The sequence below is a fragment of the Aliagarivorans marinus DSM 23064 genome (assembly GCF_000429485.1).
GTDB classification, from domain to species: Bacteria; Pseudomonadota; Gammaproteobacteria; order Enterobacterales; family Celerinatantimonadaceae; genus Aliagarivorans; species Aliagarivorans marinus.
On sequence record NZ_KE386910.1, the window covers coordinates 168581 to 184977 of the forward strand.

Genomic DNA, 16397 nt, shown 5'->3' on the forward strand with positions numbered 1-16397 from the left:
CAATGACTAAAACCCTATTCGCTGTTTTGTTCGCCAGCTTTGCCATCGGACAGGTTACTGCGGACGAGTACGTTACCAACGGTGGGCTAAGCTCACTGCGTGGTAGCACCGAACTTAACCAAGAGGCCCAACCGCCGACCATGCCGTCGGTGATTGAGCAGGATACCACCTATCCCAATGCCTATATCTTTCAGCCTCCGCTGATCCCCCATGATATTCGCAACTATGAGATGAGCCTGAATGCCAACAAATGCATGTCGTGCCATAGCTGGAAGAATGCACCTGCTAGTCGTGCCACCAAGGTAAGTGTGACCCACTATCTCGGTCGCGATGGCGAGGTGTTGGCCGACGTATCACCACGCCGCTATTTCTGCTTGCAGTGCCATGTGCTGCAGGTGGATGCACCGGCGTTGGTTGATAACCAGTTCGAGCCAGTAGAGTCACTCCGTTAACCAAGAGGCAGCAGTATGAAATGGATAAAGGCCTTTTTTAAGGCCCTCTCACGTCCCAGTAAGGCCGCGGTTGGCATTGTGCTAGCCTTGGGGTTCTTCGGTGGGATCATGTTTTGGGGGGCATTTAATACGGGGATGGAGTTGACCAACACAGAAGAGTTCTGTGCCGGCTGTCACCAGCCCATTGTTAAAGAGATCCAATCTACCATCCACTATTCAAACCGGTCTGGGGTCAGGGCAATCTGTTCCGATTGTCATGTGCCTCATAACTGGACCGACAAAATGGTGCGTAAGGTGCAAGCCAGTAAAGAGGTGTTTGCCCATATCATGGGAACCATCAGTACCGAAGAGAAGTTCCAAGCTCGCCGTAAGCACCTGGCTGAGCGTGAGTGGCATCGCTTAAAAGAGAACGATTCTCTCGAGTGTCGTAACTGCCATGAGTTCGAGTATATGGACTTCACTGAGCAGGGCCCTCGCAGTGTTGCACAGCACTCCACCGCGCTAGCTGATGGCGACAAGACCTGTGTAGATTGCCATAAGGGCATTGCTCACCGCTTGCCAGATATGGCCGGTGTTGAAGGCTGGCAATAAGGAGCCGAGATGAGTCAACTAGAATCAATAATTTGGCATGTACTGGGCTATGCGGCGATACCCACCATTTTGCTTGGAGGCTTTGTCGCTGTGGCGTTGGTAAGCTTGCTGATATTGCGCCGTTGGGATCAGTAAGCCATTGATGATAATCGAGGCCTCCAGTCAAAAATGGCTGAGAGGCCTTTATTTTTGTTAACAGCAACGGCATGCTGGTAACAGAGTATAAGCTTGTAAAAGCATAGGAATGTAAAGGGTTAGACGTGGTACCTGCTGCAGCCGTTCTAGCGGGCGGATTATCGACAAGGATGGGTCAGGACAAGGCCTTGCTACCATGGCAAGGCAAAACGTGGTTGCAACACAGCATGGAGCTATTAGCGCAGCTGTGCCAACAGTGCTATGTAAGCGGCAATTACGAAGGTTTCGCTTGTATCCCGGATCTATATGAAAAACGAGGCCCCCTCGGTGGCATTGCAAGCTGTCTTAATGCCAAACCGAGCAAGTCTGCATGGCTGTTTTGTCCGGTCGATATGCCGTTGTTATCGTTAAGCGCGCTAGAGCAGCTTGTTCACAGTTATCAATCAAAGCCCGGCAGTTATCACTTTCAAGACTCGCTCTTTCCCCTTATCGTGCAAAACACCCCTGACACTCGCGCGGTTATTTCACAACAACTCGCTCAGGGAGACTACCGCCTTCGCGCTTTTCTCAAGACGATTCAAAGCGAAGCGCTAGTAAGCAGCGAGCAACCCGCGGTATTTGGAAACGTGAATACGCCCCAGCAGTGGCGTGACATACAACAATTAAGGAGTAACTAATGGGCCATTTGGCAAGTGCAGAAAAAAAGCCATTGCGCGTGGCAGTTCTTACCGTATCTGATACCCGAACCGAGGAAAACGATACCTCGGGTGCTTTTCTGGTCGAGGCGCTAAGCGAAGCCGGTCATAAGGTTGCAGACAAGCAGATCGTTATCGATGACGTATATAAGCTGCGCGCCATCGTGAGCAAATGGATTGCGGACCCAACTATCCAATGTGTTATCTCAACGGGAGGCACTGGTTTTACTGAGCGTGATAACACTCCCGAAGCGCTAAGCGTATTGTTTGATAAACCCATCGAAGGCTTCGGTGAGCTGTTCCGCTATGTGTCGTACCAAGAGATCGGTACCTCAACCGTGCAAAGTCGTGCTATTGCCGGAATGGCAAACAAGACGGCCATCTTCTGCGTGCCCGGTTCAACCAACGCCTGCAAAACAGCTTGGAACAGCATCTTGCTTGAGCAGCTAGACTCGACCCACAAGCCGTGTAACTTTGCCCCTCATGTCAAGGAGGTGGACGCTTGCTAAGTCATTTGAACCACAACGGCGAGGCAGAGATGGTTGATGTCTCTGCTAAGCAGCAGACGGTGCGCGAGGCGCGTGCTCAGGCGCGAGTCTCGCTATCCGCCCAGTGCTGGGCGGCGCTATCTGCCGAGAACAATCCTAAGGGCGAAGTACTAGGTTGCGCTCGGCTTGCGGGCATTATGGCGGCCAAGAAGACCAGCGACCTTATTCCTTTGTGTCATCCCTTGATGATCTCCAAGGTGGCTATCGAGTTTGAGTTGGACGAGGCGCAGTATCAGATCCGGGTGGAAAGCCGAGTGCGACTAACTGGCACGACCGGCGTCGAGATGGAGGCATTAACCGCAGCCAGTGTCGCAGCACTTACCATCTACGATATGCTCAAAGCGGTTCAAAAAGACATCGTGATCAGCGAGGTAAAGCTTTTGGAGAAAAGCGGCGGTAAGTCAGGCCACTTTATCGCAGAGCCAGGTGGCGAGCAGCATACTAACACCAAGCAGGGAGCTTGCGATGAAGATTAACGTACGTTTGTTCGCGCGCCTACGCGAGCAATTGGGCGATAGCGTTCAGTGTGAATGCCCAGAAGGTGCAACGGTAGCGGCACTTACCGACCAGTTAGCTTCAAAGGGCGACAGTTGGGCGCAGTTAAAGTCGCAAGAGATCCTCTGCGCAGTCAATCAACAGCAAGTCAGTGGCGAGCATCGTTTGGCAGACAATGACGAAGTCGCCTTTTTCCCTCCGGTCACAGGCGGATAGTCGGGTGATTTCAGTACAAAAAGAGGACTTCGATGTTGCTGCGCTATACCAAGCCCTGCAGCAGAACCCATCAAGCGGCGCCGTGGTGACATTCACCGGTCTGGTGCGCGATCTCAACCTCGGCACGGCAGTCAACGCGCTGTTTATCGAACACTACCCGGGCATGACAGAACGCGCGCTCTCGGATATTGCCTCGCAGGCCAAACTGCGCTGGCCGATTAACGATGTGGCAGTGGTGCATCGGGTAGGCCGGTTAGAGGTCAATCAGCAAATCGTGTTTGTCGGCGTTAATTCCGCCCACCGTCAGGCAGCTTTTGATGCCTGCGAGTTCATAATGGACTACCTTAAAACCTCAGCGCCTTTTTGGAAAAAGGAGCTTAGCGACCAAGGAGAACAATGGCTCGAGCAGAGAGAAAGCGACCGGCTTGCCAGCAAGCGCTGGTCTTAAGCTTACTGAGCATAGTATTTTCGTGGGTGCCAGCCGGCGCCCATACCCTCGATATCGGTGTATCGAGTAACTTCGAGCCTGCCTTGCAAGCGTTGGTGAAAGGTTATCAGCAACGCACCCATATGCCTCACCTGCGGATTAAAGCCGCCTCTAGCGGTGTTCTTTACCAGCAAATTCTACAGGGCGAAGAGATAGACATTTTCTTTTCTGCCGATAAGTTGCGGCCGAAGCTTTTGCATGATGGTGGTGTAGCATCGCGTATTAGCGCTTATGTGCGAGGCCGCTTAGTGTTTTGGGCGCCAAGCACCAGTAAAGGTGAACAGGGAAGAGTGGATCAGTCCACCTGGCAGAATTGGCAGCAACCGTATGTGTTAGCTAATCCGCTTAATGCTCCTTATGGCATTGCTGCTAAGCAGGTGATTAGCCAAACCGATGGTCGTGCAACGCCGGTTATCGCCAGCGACGTAGAACAAGCCTACCATTTCATTTTGGCAGATCGGGTCCCGGCTGGCTTTGTCTCGCTGGCTCAAGTGATTTACCAGCCTGCTGGAGACTACTGGTTAGTCCCGCAGCACTACTATCAACCCTTAGAGCAGTTTTACGCCGTTCTTGATGAAACCAAAGAAGTCAGTGAGCTTTTGGCGTTTATCGAATCAGAAGAGGGGCGCGCAATCCTTAAAGCCTTTGGCTACGCGCCGCTCGAAGAAAGCCAAGCGTCACACTAGTGGTGCCCGGAACATTTCCACGTTAACCCGTTCACCTTTTGCAACTGCACCGCGCTCGCGCTCCAGTACAATAAAACAGTTGGCATCGCTCAGGCTACTGAACACACCACTGCCTTGAGCCCCGGTGGTCGTCACTACGGGGTTACCGTCTTCGTCACAACCTAAGATGCCGCGTTGGAAGTCGGTTCGACCGGGCGACTTACGTATAGCGCAGCCCGCCTTAACTTTCAGGCTAGTCGGTGACGGGCGGTCCCAGCCCATTGCGCTCGCCAGCATCGGCATGGCGAGCTGATAGAAGGTCACAATCGCTGACACCGGGTTACCGGGTAGTCCGATGAAGTGACTATCGCCAATAGGCCCATAGGCGAAGGGTTTACCGGGCTTCATCGCCAGTTTCCAGAACGCGACTTTGCCTAACTCGTCCAATACCGTCTTGGTGTAATCTGCATCGCCTACTGATACCCCGCCACTGCAGATAATGATGTCTGCGAGTTCACTGGCATGGACATAGGCGTCACGAATAGCGTGATAGTCATCTTTGATTACGCCTAAGTCGAACAGCTCAATCGGTAACTTGGATAGCATTGCGTGCAAGGCGAAACGGTTGCTGTCATAAATCGCCCCGGGAGCAAGTGGTGTACCGGGTTGGGTAAGCTCGTCTCCGGTGGATAGGAGCGCTACTTTAAGGCGTGTACGCACCATAGCGCTGGCTATCCCCAAACTGGCCAGTCGTCCGATATCGGCCGTCTTTAACTGATGACCCGCTGGAATTGCTGTTTCACCTTGCTTGATATCTTCACCTGCACGACGAATGTTTGAACTCGCCTTGTATTTTAAGATGCGTACCACGTTGTCGGTTGTTTCGGTGTTTTCCTGCATTACCACCGTATCTGCATTGGGCGGGATAGGCGCACCGGTCATAATGCGTACGCACTCGCCGGGTTGTAGTGGCAAATCGTCGTAATCACCGGCCAGTACGCTACCTCTTATGGTCAGCGTGTCGCCTTCAAGTGATGCTGCGTTAAAAGCGTAGCCATCCATTGCGCTGTTATCGAACGCGGGAACATTGATGGGGCTGACGATAGCCTGTGCAGTGATTCGTCCAAGTAAATCGCTAAGCTCGACACTTTCTTCGCCACAAAGCAGCGGCACTTGTTGGGTCAATTGAGTAAGGGCGGTGTGGAAGTCGAGAAGTCCGGGGCTTGCGCATTGGTCCATAGGGGCAGTTTGTCCTTGCTTTATTGCGTTTGCGCTAGCATTACAAATCTTTTGATTTAGAACAATGGAAGCGCAATGTTTCAGATTCCTTACATTGCTCTTGGCGTGCAGATCAACTAAAATGAGATCCAGCTCATGAATACAGCACGTGACAACTGCGCTTTTAATCCACATCGATTAATAGTAGTTAGGTCGTTTGAAAGTCTTTCATTCATCTAGGCAGACAACGGTTAAGTGCGCTTCAGGACGATAAGAGCGCTGAAAATATTGGGGATACTATGCTTACCGAGCACCAAAACAGCTTGGAAATTAGAGCGATTACTTGTCTGGAACTTTACCAGTTCTGCGACATTTTAATGGAAGCGGCCAACTGGGCCGAGCATACCGGCGAACAGTTCTGGACCGGTAAAGATATTACTCCCCATGCCTTACTCGCTAAGTACCGCTTAGACGAGATGTTCCTTGGTTTCAGTCGTGGCGTCCCCGTCGCTGCGATGGTTCTGAATAATCAAACCCACAGCCTTCAGCTAGACGAGAAAAGCACCCGCGAAAGCATGTTTATGCGTAAGCTTACTGTACGCCGTGATTATGCGGGTGTTGGCTACGCCAAGCAGATGGTGGACTGGTCGCGCCGCTTTGCGACAGAACGCGGTTATACCCTGCTTAATTTGATTTGTGAATGCAATAATCATCGCTTGCGTTGGACCCTTGGCCAGTTTGGCTTTAACGAGCTCGATGGGGTTAACGGTAAAGGCAAACCCACTCGCTTCTTCCAACTCGACCTCGACAAGTGCGCCATCCCCATCAGTAAGCACGCCAAACAATCCTTCGCTCAAGAACTTCTATCCAGCCCAACGCCCATCAACCCCTTGTTGAATTGAGCGCCGCGTTAGCAGGCTTATTAGGGCAGGGCAATTCGATGAAACGACTCCACGCATTGATTAGCGGAAAAGTGCAAGGAGTCGGTTTTCGCTACTTCACCCAGAAGCAAGCAAACACTCTGTCTCTTGTAGGGATCGCGCGCAATCTAGCTGATGGCCGGGTTGAAGTGATTGCAGAAGGCGATGAGCAATCACTTAAAGCTTTGCAGCAGTGGTTACAGCGAGGGTCGCCGGCAGCAAATGTGGAGTCTGTCAGCGTCATTGCACTTAACGAGATTACTGACAGAACCTATTCTCAATTCAGCACCAACTAAAAAGCCCACGCAAAGGTGGGCTTTTTTGGTACTTAGTTGAGCGTGTTTACATTACTCGCATGCCAGGCTGGGCACCGTCGTCTGGGTTCAGGAGCCAAATGTCCTTGCCACCTGGGCCCGCGGCCAGCACCATACCTTCTGACACGCCAAAACGCATCTTACGTGGCGCTAGGTTTGCGACCATCACGGTGAGCTTACCTTCAAGGTCTTCTGGCTGGTAAGCCGACTTAATGCCAGAGAACACCTGACGAGTCTCATTCCCCAAATCCAACTCGAGACGCAGCAACTTGTTGGCCTCTTTTACGTGTTCAGCCTTAACGATGCGCGCGATGCGCAAATCAACCTTAGCGAAGTCGTCAAAGCTAATGGTGTCGGCAATTGGCTCGATATCGCTGCTGGTGGCAGGCGCTTGTGCTGGCGCATCCGATTTAACCGGCGCAGTGGCTGCTGCCAGATTTTCTTTGGATGCTTCAACCATGGCTTCAACGTCTTTGCTGTCGATGCGCTGCATCAGGGCCTTAAATGGCTGAATGGTTTGACCAAACATGGTGGTCTCTAAACCGGCCCAAGTAAGCTCACGGCCCAAGAAGGCTTCAACTTTGGATGCTAGCTCAGGTACCACTGGCTTGAGATAGGTCAGCAGGATGCGGAACAACTCGATAGCTAGCGAACAAACGTTGTGCGCCTGAACCATGGTTTCCTCAGCCTTAGCCAGCTGCCAGGGGGCTTGCTCTGCTATGTATTGGTTCGCTTTGTCGGCCAGCGCCATAATCTCGCGCATTGCTTTACCAAACTCGCGTTGCTCGTAGAGCTCGGCGATGGTGTCTTGGGCTGCCAGGAACTCGTCGAGCAAATCAACGTTGGCGCACTCTAAGGCCAGGGTCGCGTCAAAACGCTTGGTAATAAAGCCAGCGGTGCGACTGGCGATGTTGATCACTTTACCAATGAGATCTGAGTTCACGCGTTGGGTGAAATCTTCTAGGTTTAAGTCGATATCCACGATGCGGTTATTAAGCTTAGCCGCGTAGTAGTAACGCAGGTACTCTGGCTGGAGGTGATCCAAGTAGGTGCGCGCCTTAATAAAGGTGCCACGCGATTTAGACATCTTCTCACCGTTTACGGTCACGTAGCCATGAGCAAACACATTGTTTGGCTTACGGTAGCCGGCACCTTCCAGCATTGCAGGCCAGAACAGGCTGTGGAAATAGATGATGTCTTTACCGATGAAGTGGTACACCTCGGCGTCAGAGTCTTTTGACCAGAATGCATCGAAGTCGAGATCTTCGCGCTTGTCACACAGGTTTTTAAAGCTGCCCATGTAACCGATAGGCGCATCTAGCCATACATAGAAGTATTTTCCTTCGGCGCCGGGGATCTCAAAGCCAAAGTAAGGTGCGTCGCGGCTGATATCCCACTGCTGCAGGCCTTGCTCGAACCATTCGTTCATCTTATTGGCCATTTCATCTTGCAGCGAGCCAGACGCAGTCCACTCTTTTAGCATGCCTTCAAATGCTGGCAGGTCGAAGAAGAAGTGTTCTGAGTCTTTCAGTACCGGCTCTGCGCCGGAGATAACCGACTTAGGTGATTTCAGATCGGTTGGCGAGTAGGTGGCGCCACATACTTCACAGTTATCACCGTTTTGGTCTTCTGCGCCACATTTCGGGCAGGTGCCTTTTACAAAGCGATCCGGCAGGAACATGCCTTTCTCAGGATCGAACAGCTGAGAGATAGTGCGGGTCTTAATGTGGCCGCTTTCTTTCAGCTTCAGGTAGATGCTTTGCGCCAGCTCGCGGTTCTCGTCGCTGTGGGTGCTGTGGTAGTTATCGAACTTCACCAGAAAATCAGAGAAGTCACTGCTGTGCTCAGTGTGCACCTGGTTGATCATCTCTTCCGGCGTAATACCCATCTGCTGAGCTTTCAGCATGATTGGGGTACCGTGGGCGTCGTCCGCACATACATAGATACAGTTATGACCACGCAGCTGTTGGAAACGAACCCATATGTCGGTTTGGATGTACTCCAACATGTGGCCAAGGTGAATCGGGCCGTTTGCATAAGGGAGGGCGCTGGTAACAAGAATGTTTCTTTGTTGTTCTGTCATGAGATCTACTTCGTGCCAAAGCGAATTGATTAATCGGATAGGGCGCTAATACTACCTCAAGCGGCATGGAATGCCTAGGCTGGAAAGGCCGCATAGCGTGCTTAAGTATGTGATTCTTTGGATGACGTAACCAATTACAAGGCCTATAATTTACGCCAAATCCTCCAGGTAGTTCCCATGAATAATCAAGATCGTCATTGTGTCGTTATCGGCATTGCTGGTGCATCTGCATCCGGCAAAAGTTTATTTGCAAAAAGCATCGTCAGAGACATCCGCCATGAGTTAGGCAAGGAGACCATTTCGGTAGTAGCAGAGGATAGCTACTACAACGACCAAAGCCATTTAACCATGGAGCAGCGGGTTCAAACCAACTACGACCATCCTTCTGCGATGGACCACGAGCTGCTGGTGGAGCAGATCAAACAGTTAAAACAGGGCAAAAGCATCGACTGCCCGGTTTATAGCTATACCGAACACAACCGTACCGCCGAGACCAAGAACATCGCTTCCGCCCAAGTTGTGGTCGTTGAAGGGATCTTGTTGCTAACCGATCCTGCCATCCGTGAGCAGCTGGACATCAGCATCTTTATCGATACGCCGTTGGACATTTGCCTAGCGCGCCGTATTCAGCGCGATGTGAAAGAGCGCGGGCGTTCACTCGATTCGATTCTGGCCCAGTACCATGCTACGGTTCGCCCAATGTTCCTGCAGTTTATCGAGCCTTCCAAGCAATATGCTGATGTGATCATTCCGCGCGGCGGAAAGAACAAAATCGCCATTGATATTATTAATTCAAAGATCCGCCACTTGTTGGCATCGCAGTAACGGAGTTATTCAATGCGTCTGTGTGACCGAGACATAAAAGCCTACTTAGCCGAACAACGTATCAAGATCGATCCCGCGCCAAGTGAAGACACCATTTCAGGTGTTAGCGTGGACGTGCGTTTGGGCAACTCTTTCCGCGTGTTTAACGACCATACCGCGCCTTATATTGATTTAAGTGGTCCACGCGAGCAGGTAAGCCAACAGCTGGAAAAGGTGATGAGCGACGAGATCCTGATTGAGGATGGCGACGCCTTCTTCCTCCACCCCGGTGAGCTCGCGTTGGCTGTCACCTACGAAACCGTTACGCTGCCTGATGATATCGTCGGCTGGCTAGATGGACGCTCGTCGCTAGCGCGCCTGGGCCTGATGGTTCACGTAACCGCCCACCGTATCGATCCTGGCTGGAGTGGCCGCATCGTATTAGAGTTCTACAACTCCGGTAAGCTGCCTTTGGCGCTGCGCCCGAAAATGTGTATCGGCGCGCTTAACTTTGAAACCTTGTCTGGTAGCGCCGAGCGGCCATACAACAAGCGTGATAACGCTAAGTACAAAGACCAGCAAGGCGCTGTAGCGAGTCGAATCAACCAAGACTAACCGCAAGTTTGAGCATAGGGATATCTCATGAAAAAGTTGCTTTATGTATTTGTCGCTTTAATCGCGGTCATTGCCATTGCAATCACCGCTGTCGTTTTGCTGGTGGACACTGAAGATGTCAAACAGCTTCTAGTTAAACAGGTACGTGAAGCAACTGGTCGCGAGCTGGTTATTGAAGGCGATCTCAGCTGGCGCTTCTTTCCAAGTATTGGCTTTGAGCTGGGTAAAACTCAGCTGATGGATCACCCTGATTTCAGCACTCAGCCTACCCTGGGCTTTGACCTTGCATCGATGTCGGTGGCAGTGATGCCACTGCTTGATCGTCAGATAGAACTTGGTGACATTGAGCTATCAGGCCTCAGCATTCGCTATGAGGTTAATCAAAGCGGCACGAGTAACATTGATGACTTGCTGCAAGGCGACGAATCTTCCACGCAAGATCCCGGTAGCGAGTCCACAAGCGAAGGTGGTGCGAGCGCCGAACCGTGGGCTATCTCGCTAGCGGGTCTTAACATCAAAGAGGCAACAGCCAATCTGATTGATCATCAGGCGGGCACCCAGCAGCTTATTGGCCCCATTAACCTTAGCCTGGAAGGGCTCAGTTTAGGTACTGCGAACCGCTTCTCATTAGACAGCGCTTATGACGATGGAGCGATCACGCTCACCCAGTCGGCCGAAGGCATGCTGACCATCGCGAGCGATCTGGCAACAATTACCATCGATGAGCTTAGCAACCAATTGGTGGCAGAGGGAGAGGCGCTTCCCAACCGCAAGGTTAGCGTATCTAACTCGGGCAATATTCACATAGACCAAACCGCCCAACAGCTTAGCTGGAAGCAATTTGTCACCCAAATCGATGAGCAAATTACCATCTCCGGTGAGCTTGGGGTTGGCTACGCAGGCGTGCCAACAATTAGTTACCAACTCTCGATCCCAGAGTTAGACGTAAACCCATACTTGGCTAGCGAGGAGCAAGGCGCAAACGGGGAGCCGGAAAGCGCGCCGAAAAGTGAACAGGAAAAGCAACAAGAGCCAGACCTCACTGCGCTTAGTCAGTTTAACTTGGATGGGAAGCTGAGTATTGGAAAGCTGCTGTTCCAAAAGCTGGAAGTGACTGACATTGAGCAGCACACCAGTTTGCAAAGCGGGCTGTTAAAGCTAAATCAAACCAGCGCCAAGCTCTATCAAGGGGCAATCAACCTTAGCGGTCAGTTAGATAGCAACAAAAGCCCGGCGCCATTTAAGCTCAACTCAGCGATAAACGGCGTGCAAGCTCTACCTCTTTTGCAGGCCGCTGCCGATCTGGAAATCGTTGCTGGCACGCTCAATGCTGATGCCAATCTCAGTGGTGTAGGCCTGTCAGAAACCGCACTGCGTAGCAAGATTGCCGGGCCACTGAAGGCAACGTTTACCGATGGGGCCATTTATGGCATCAACATCCCGCACAAAATCCGCCAAGCCAAGACTAGCCTGACCGGCGCCGATGCAAGCCAACTTGCCGAAGAGAAGACCGATTTTAGTGAGCTCATCCTTGATGTGCTATTGGGCAAGGGCGTGGCGAAGCTCAACGCGGCCAGCATGCAAAGTCCGCTATTGCGCGTAGATGGCGATGGCAGCACTCACTTGGTTAAGGAAACACTCGATCTGCGTTTTTTGGTCAAAGTGGTATCAAGCCTTGAAGGACAGGGTGGTAACAACGACTTGTCCGGCGTGACATTCCCAATCGATATTGCTGGTACCTGGACTCAACCGAAGATCGACCTTGATTTCAAAGCGCTGTTAGAAGCTCAGTTTGGTAGCGAAGTGAAAGAGAAAGTCGGACAAGAAGTCGACCGCGTGATTAAAGATGAAGGATTGCGCGATCAGGTAAAAGACGTATTAGGGAACTTCTTTAATTAATGTTTGGATTTAGTAAACGGCGCGACAGCCTGTTTCCGTCGGTATTGGTGGTGTGTATTGGCAATATCTGCCGTTCGCCCACCGGCGAAGTGGTGCTACGCCATAAAGCGCGCAGCAGAGGCATGGACATGGATATCGATTCCGCGGGCGTTGCTGCTTTTCATGTCGGGCAGGGCGCTGATCCACGCGGCGCGAGAGTGGGGGCCAAACGGGGTTACAGCTTTAAGGGGATCCGCTCGCGTCAGATTGACGCCATCGATTACGAGCGTTTTGACCTGATCCTTGCCGCGGAGCCAAGCAATATCGATTATATGAAGAAACACTGTCCGCCGGAGTTTCAACATAAGCTGCACCTTTGGCTTGATTATGTGGGCATGGAGCAAGGTGAGATCCCTGATCCTTACTACGGCAGTGTCGCGGGCTTCGACCGAGTGCTCGATATCATTGAAGAAGCGTCGGAGCGACTTCTCGATATGATGGAAGAGGGGAAGGTTTCTTCATAGCAACAACATGATCGCTATCACCATACATCGCTAATCTTCATTAGCAATATCATAAGCGCCTAAGCTTGGGCGCTTATTTTTTTGCCTGTCGTCCGGCACAAATATTTCTTAGGCAATAAAAAACCGCCCGTTAGCAAGGCTAAGGACGGTTTCGATTCGGGCCTGGAATGGCCCGAGAAACTACAGCGTGATTAGAACTCTGCTGGCTTAGCCATTGGTGCAGAGGCACTGTTCACTGCATCGCTAGTGCCCGCAACACGGGTACTGCTTAGCGTAGCTTTGCGCTCGTAGGGCTTCACCTCAACCTCTGGGTACTCAGTTTGTGGGTACTCAGCTGGCTTAGCCATGGCGGCGCTGGCGCGTCCACCTTTAACCACAATCTGTTGTGGCTGCTCGGCAACTGCCGCTGGCTGTTCTGCTTCTGCTTCTGCTTCTGCTCCTGCTTCAGGAGCTTTTTCAGCCGCAGCTTGCTCTTCTACAGGCTCAGCGTTTGGTGCTTCGCTGACCTCAGCCACAACCTCAGCTTCTGAGGCCTGCTCTACTGGCTGAGCGACTTCTTCAACCGAAACTTCGACAGGCTGTTCAAGTGGCTCATCAGTAGATGCTGACTCAACCTGAACCTCTGCAGGTGCTAGCTCCTCAGCTGGTGCAGCTTCTACTTGCTCAGTCGCAACTTGGAGCTGCTCAACAACATCTGCAACTGGCGCATTAGTTGACTCTGCGTTTGCGACTTCAGTAGCCTGCGGCTTTTCAGCTTGAACGTCTGCCACTGGCTCAACCACAGGGGTTTGCTCTGCAGGCGTTTCACTCTGTTGCGGTGCTTCTGCAACCTCGTTTACCTCAGTGCTGGCAACAACTTCTTGCTCTTGCTGCTCTGGGTAGCGTGCATCAATCGCGGCTTCACCGTTGGTCTCGACTACGGTTTCAGGAGCGGCTTCCGGCGCGGCGTCTGCATCGGCTGACAGTTCGGCTTTTGGCAAATCGCTAAAGCGTTTGCGACCGGCTTGGCTTGAGCTGCGGCGACGGCGGCGAGGTTTCTTCGCTTTTTCCTCGGCAGGCTTGGCTTCGGCCGTGTTGTCTACTGCTTCAACGATGGCTTCAGCTTTCTCTGGCGCAGCGGGTTTGTTTTGCGTTTCTGGCTTAGCCTCAGGTGCTGCTTTTGGCGCTTCAACTGGTGCATCTGCAGTTTGCTGGGCATCTGCTTTGGTTTCTACAGGCTGATTACGTACGCTCTTGCGCAGATTGCGGCGCTGGCGACGCTCTTGAACCTGTTGCTGTTTCTTGCTGCCTTCTTCCTCGGCAGTGTCTGCTTTAGCAGAGCGAGAGCGTGAGCGACGGCGGTTGGACTGCTTAGCTTTCTCTTGCTTGACCTCTTCTTGGCTGTCAGAGCGTTGTTGCTTGCTGCCAGACGGCTTGTCACGGCGCTCATCGCTCTTTTGCGACTTGTTGCGGCTTTCGCCATCGCGGCCATTACGATTCTCACCTGAGCGATTGCTGCGCTTATCACCGGAGCGGTTGCCACGGCGGCGGTCGTTGCGGCGGTCATTGCGACGATTAGGGTTACCGTTGCCTTTTGACTGCTGCTTTGGTTGCTCGGCTTCTTTTTTCTCTTCAGTGCCACCAAACAGTGCGCTAAAGAAAGCGGCGATTTTAGCCAGTAGCGACGGCGTAGCCTCTTTCTTGGCGGGAGCCTTGGCTTTTGGCTGGCTGTTAGGCTTAGCCTTGCTTGGCTGCTTAGGCGCTGCTGGTGCGCTAAAGCCTTGAAGAGCAGGTTGCTCAGCTTGCGCTTTTTCGGTGGCCAGCACATTTGGTTGGTAAACCGGAGACGGCTGCTCGTTGGTCAGCTTGTAACTAACCTCTTCTGGCTCTTCGCCTTTGCGGATACGGGTTACGTCGTAGTGTGGTGTTTCCATGTGCTGGTTAGGAATAATGACCAAACGCACATTGTGGCGTTTTTCCAGCTTGTTAATGGCAACACGCTTTTCGTTAAGCAAGAAGGCGGCAACAGGAACAGGAACCTGAGCGTGGACTTCAGAAGTGTTGTCTTTAAGTGCTTCTTCTTCAAACAGGCGAAGGATAGACAGCGACAAAGATTCGTTATCACGAATGGTGCCTTGGCCATTACAGCGTGGGCAGATGTGAGTGCTCGACTCACCCAGTGACGGGCGTAGGCGCTGGCGTGACATCTCAAGCAGGCCGAAGCGAGAGATACGACCTACTTGTACGCGGGCACGGTCTTGCTTGACGGCTTCACGGAAGCGATTCTCAACTTCGCGTTGGTTCTTAACTGGGGTCATATCGATAAAGTCGATAACCACCAGGCCACCAAGGTCACGCAGGCGCAGTTGGCGTGCGATCTCATCAGCGGCTTCTAAGTTAGTCTGCAGAGCAGTCTCCTCGATATCGCCACCCTTGGTTGCGCGGGCCGAGTTAATATCGATGGAGGTCAGTGCTTCAGTTGGGTCAATAACGATTGAACCGCCGGATGGCAGGCGGACTTCGCGTTGGAAGGCTGATTCAATCTGTGACTCAATCTGGTAGTGATTGAACATCGGCACTTCGCCTTCGTAACGCTTGATGCGGCTAACGAAGTCGGGGCGAACAAGTTCAATATGTTGCTTGGCTTGGTCGAAAATCTTACGGTTATCGATCAGGATCTCGCCCACATCGCGACGCAAGTAGTCACGGATGGCACGTACGATAACGTTGCTTTCTTGGTGAATTAGGAAAGGAGCAGGGCGGTTGTCCGCGCTCTCTTTGATAGACGCCCAGTGGTTAAGCAGTACTTTTAAGTCCCACTGCAGCTCTTCTGCCGATTTGCCTACACCCGCAGTACGTACGATCAGGCCCATGCCTTGCGGCAGTTCCAGACCATTCATCGCTTCTTTAAGCTGGGTACGCTCATCACCTTCAATGCGGCGAGAGATACCACCGGCGCGAGGGTTGTTTGGCATCAGAACCAGGAAGCTACCCGCCAAGCTGATAAAGGTGGTCAGTGCTGCACCTTTGTTACCGCGCTCTTCTTTGTCGATCTGAACGATAACTTCCTGGCCTTCTTTCACCACTTCTTTGATGTTAGGGCGGCCTTGGTAGGTATAACCTTCAGGGAAGTACTCACGGGCGATCTCCTTCATTGGAAGGAAACCGTGGCGCTCAGCGCCATAATCAACAAAAGCGGCTTCTAGGCTAGGCTCTACGCGGGTAATCTTACCTTTGTAGATGTTGGCTTTCTTCTGCTCGTGGCCAGGACTCTCAATATCGAGGTCGTATAGTCGTTGGCCGTCGACTAATGCAACGCGCATCTCTTCGAGCTGCATTGCATTGATTAACATTCTTTTCATGTCTATGCCTTGGATTGTGTTGTTACACAACCGCAAGACAGCATCCAACCTGCCTTAACTGGCTAGGCCCTGTGTTCTCGAGAGTAGATGGTAGCCATCTCGGCTAGCGGCTCCTTTAGGGCGCATTGTCGCGTGTCTATTATGCAAGCCCCGCCAACGCTGTGTGTTTGGATGCGTTGGCCAAGCTGTAAAAACTGTTCGCTATAGCTATTTAAGGCGTGTGGTACTGCCTGCTACGGTTGCAATAAATTCTGTTTTTCTCGGCACGGTTTCATATAATTAAACCGTCGTTATGAACGTCTTATCCGCCGATTTTTGCTCGCGCCTTGATAGAAAACTTGAAAATTAGGCGCATATAACCGTTCAAATATAGCAAAGCCAGTTTTTTCCATCAAACTAATTTCCGGACATGTTAC

The 16397-nt window shown here is 52.0% G+C and carries 18 protein-coding genes; 15 read left to right on the forward strand and 3 right to left on the reverse strand.

All coding sequences use genetic code 11. The features are described 5' to 3' along the window. The first annotated feature begins 2 nt into the window (after positions 1-2). The 9 genes from G461_RS0122340 (at position 3) to modA (ending at position 4305) form a co-directional block, all read left to right on the forward strand. Positions 3-452, forward strand: a complete 450-nt coding sequence (locus tag G461_RS0122340; protein ID WP_026973525.1) for a nitrate reductase cytochrome c-type subunit — start codon at positions 3-5, stop codon at positions 450-452. A 15-nt stretch (positions 453-467) separates the two neighbouring features. Then, complete coding sequence (locus G461_RS0122345; RefSeq protein WP_026958998.1) at positions 468-1043, forward strand: NapC/NirT family cytochrome c; 576 nt, start codon at positions 468-470, stop codon at positions 1041-1043. Positions 1044-1052: 9 nt separating this feature from the next. Then, on the forward strand, positions 1053-1178 hold the full coding sequence (locus tag G461_RS26005; RefSeq protein ID WP_084405023.1) for a TIGR02808 family protein: 126 nt from the start codon (positions 1053-1055) through the stop codon (positions 1176-1178). A gap of 125 nt (positions 1179-1303) precedes the next feature. Next, positions 1304-1855 carry a molybdenum cofactor guanylyltransferase gene (gene mobA / locus G461_RS0122355; protein WP_026973526.1) on the forward strand — a complete coding sequence of 184 codons (552 nt, stop codon included), beginning with the start codon at positions 1304-1306 and terminating at the stop codon, positions 1853-1855. Next, the gene (gene moaB, locus G461_RS0122360) at positions 1855-2382 is read left to right on the forward strand and encodes a molybdenum cofactor biosynthesis protein B (RefSeq protein ID WP_026959000.1); all 528 of its coding nucleotides are present in this window, start codon (positions 1855-1857) and stop codon (positions 2380-2382) included. The genes mobA and moaB overlap by 1 nt, the downstream gene beginning before the upstream one ends. A gap of 29 nt (positions 2383-2411) precedes the next feature. Continuing rightward, complete coding sequence (gene moaC / locus G461_RS25230; RefSeq protein WP_051333784.1) at positions 2412-2897, forward strand: cyclic pyranopterin monophosphate synthase MoaC; 486 nt, start codon at positions 2412-2414, stop codon at positions 2895-2897. After that, entirely contained in the window at positions 2887-3132 is a 246-nt protein-coding gene (gene moaD, locus G461_RS0122370) for a molybdopterin converting factor subunit 1 (protein WP_026973527.1), read from the forward strand. Before moaC ends, moaD begins: the two co-directional genes overlap by 11 nt. Further along, positions 3092-3580: a molybdopterin synthase catalytic subunit MoaE gene (gene moaE / locus G461_RS0122375; protein ID WP_157360405.1), complete on the forward strand. Its 489-nt coding sequence runs from the start codon at positions 3092-3094 to the stop codon at positions 3578-3580. Before moaD ends, moaE begins: the two co-directional genes overlap by 41 nt. Further along, positions 3529-4305, forward strand: coding sequence for a molybdate ABC transporter substrate-binding protein (gene modA, locus G461_RS0122380; protein ID WP_026973529.1), 777 nt, complete (start codon positions 3529-3531; stop codon positions 4303-4305). Before moaE ends, modA begins: the two co-directional genes overlap by 52 nt. Here the strand turns inward: modA and moeA are convergent. Further along, positions 4297-5523, reverse strand: coding sequence for a molybdopterin molybdotransferase MoeA (gene moeA, locus G461_RS0122385; RefSeq protein WP_026973530.1), 1227 nt, complete (start codon positions 5521-5523; stop codon positions 4297-4299). The genes modA and moeA overlap by 9 nt on opposite strands. Positions 5524-5879: 356 nt before the next feature. Here moeA and G461_RS0122390 point away from each other — a divergent pair, with 356 nt between their 5' ends. Then, complete coding sequence (locus G461_RS0122390; protein WP_157360406.1) at positions 5880-6404, forward strand: GNAT family N-acetyltransferase; 525 nt, start codon at positions 5880-5882, stop codon at positions 6402-6404. A gap of 38 nt (positions 6405-6442) precedes the next feature. Next, the gene (locus tag G461_RS25235) at positions 6443-6718 is read left to right on the forward strand and encodes an acylphosphatase (RefSeq protein ID WP_035481142.1); all 276 of its coding nucleotides are present in this window, start codon (positions 6443-6445) and stop codon (positions 6716-6718) included. A gap of 46 nt (positions 6719-6764) precedes the next feature. Here G461_RS25235 and metG read toward each other — a convergent pair whose 3' ends face one another. Beyond that, on the reverse strand, positions 6765-8819 hold the full coding sequence (gene metG, locus G461_RS0122400; protein ID WP_026973532.1) for a methionine--tRNA ligase: 2055 nt from the start codon (positions 8817-8819) through the stop codon (positions 6765-6767). Positions 8820-8996: 177 nt separating this feature from the next. Here metG and udk point away from each other — a divergent pair, with 177 nt between their 5' ends. The 4 genes from udk to G461_RS0122420 are packed head-to-tail and all read left to right on the forward strand — an operon-like array spanning position 8997 to position 12640. Beyond that, positions 8997-9644 carry a uridine kinase gene (gene udk, locus G461_RS0122405; RefSeq protein WP_026959008.1) on the forward strand — a complete coding sequence of 216 codons (648 nt, stop codon included), beginning with the start codon at positions 8997-8999 and terminating at the stop codon, positions 9642-9644. Between the two features lie 12 nt (positions 9645-9656). Further along, the gene (dcd, locus tag G461_RS0122410; protein WP_026959009.1) at positions 9657-10238 is read left to right on the forward strand and encodes a dCTP deaminase; all 582 of its coding nucleotides are present in this window, start codon (positions 9657-9659) and stop codon (positions 10236-10238) included. A 27-nt stretch (positions 10239-10265) separates the two neighbouring features. Then, positions 10266-12137 carry an AsmA family protein gene (locus G461_RS0122415; RefSeq protein WP_026973533.1) on the forward strand — a complete coding sequence of 624 codons (1872 nt, stop codon included), beginning with the start codon at positions 10266-10268 and terminating at the stop codon, positions 12135-12137. Next, complete coding sequence (locus tag G461_RS0122420; RefSeq protein WP_051333776.1) at positions 12137-12640, forward strand: low molecular weight protein-tyrosine-phosphatase; 504 nt, start codon at positions 12137-12139, stop codon at positions 12638-12640. The genes G461_RS0122415 and G461_RS0122420 overlap by 1 nt, the downstream gene beginning before the upstream one ends. 191 nt (positions 12641-12831) lie before the next feature. Here G461_RS0122420 and rne read toward each other — a convergent pair whose 3' ends face one another. Beyond that, entirely contained in the window at positions 12832-15981 is a 3150-nt protein-coding gene (gene rne, locus G461_RS0122425; protein WP_026973535.1) for a ribonuclease E, read from the reverse strand. Positions 15982-16397: the final 416 nt, after the last annotated feature.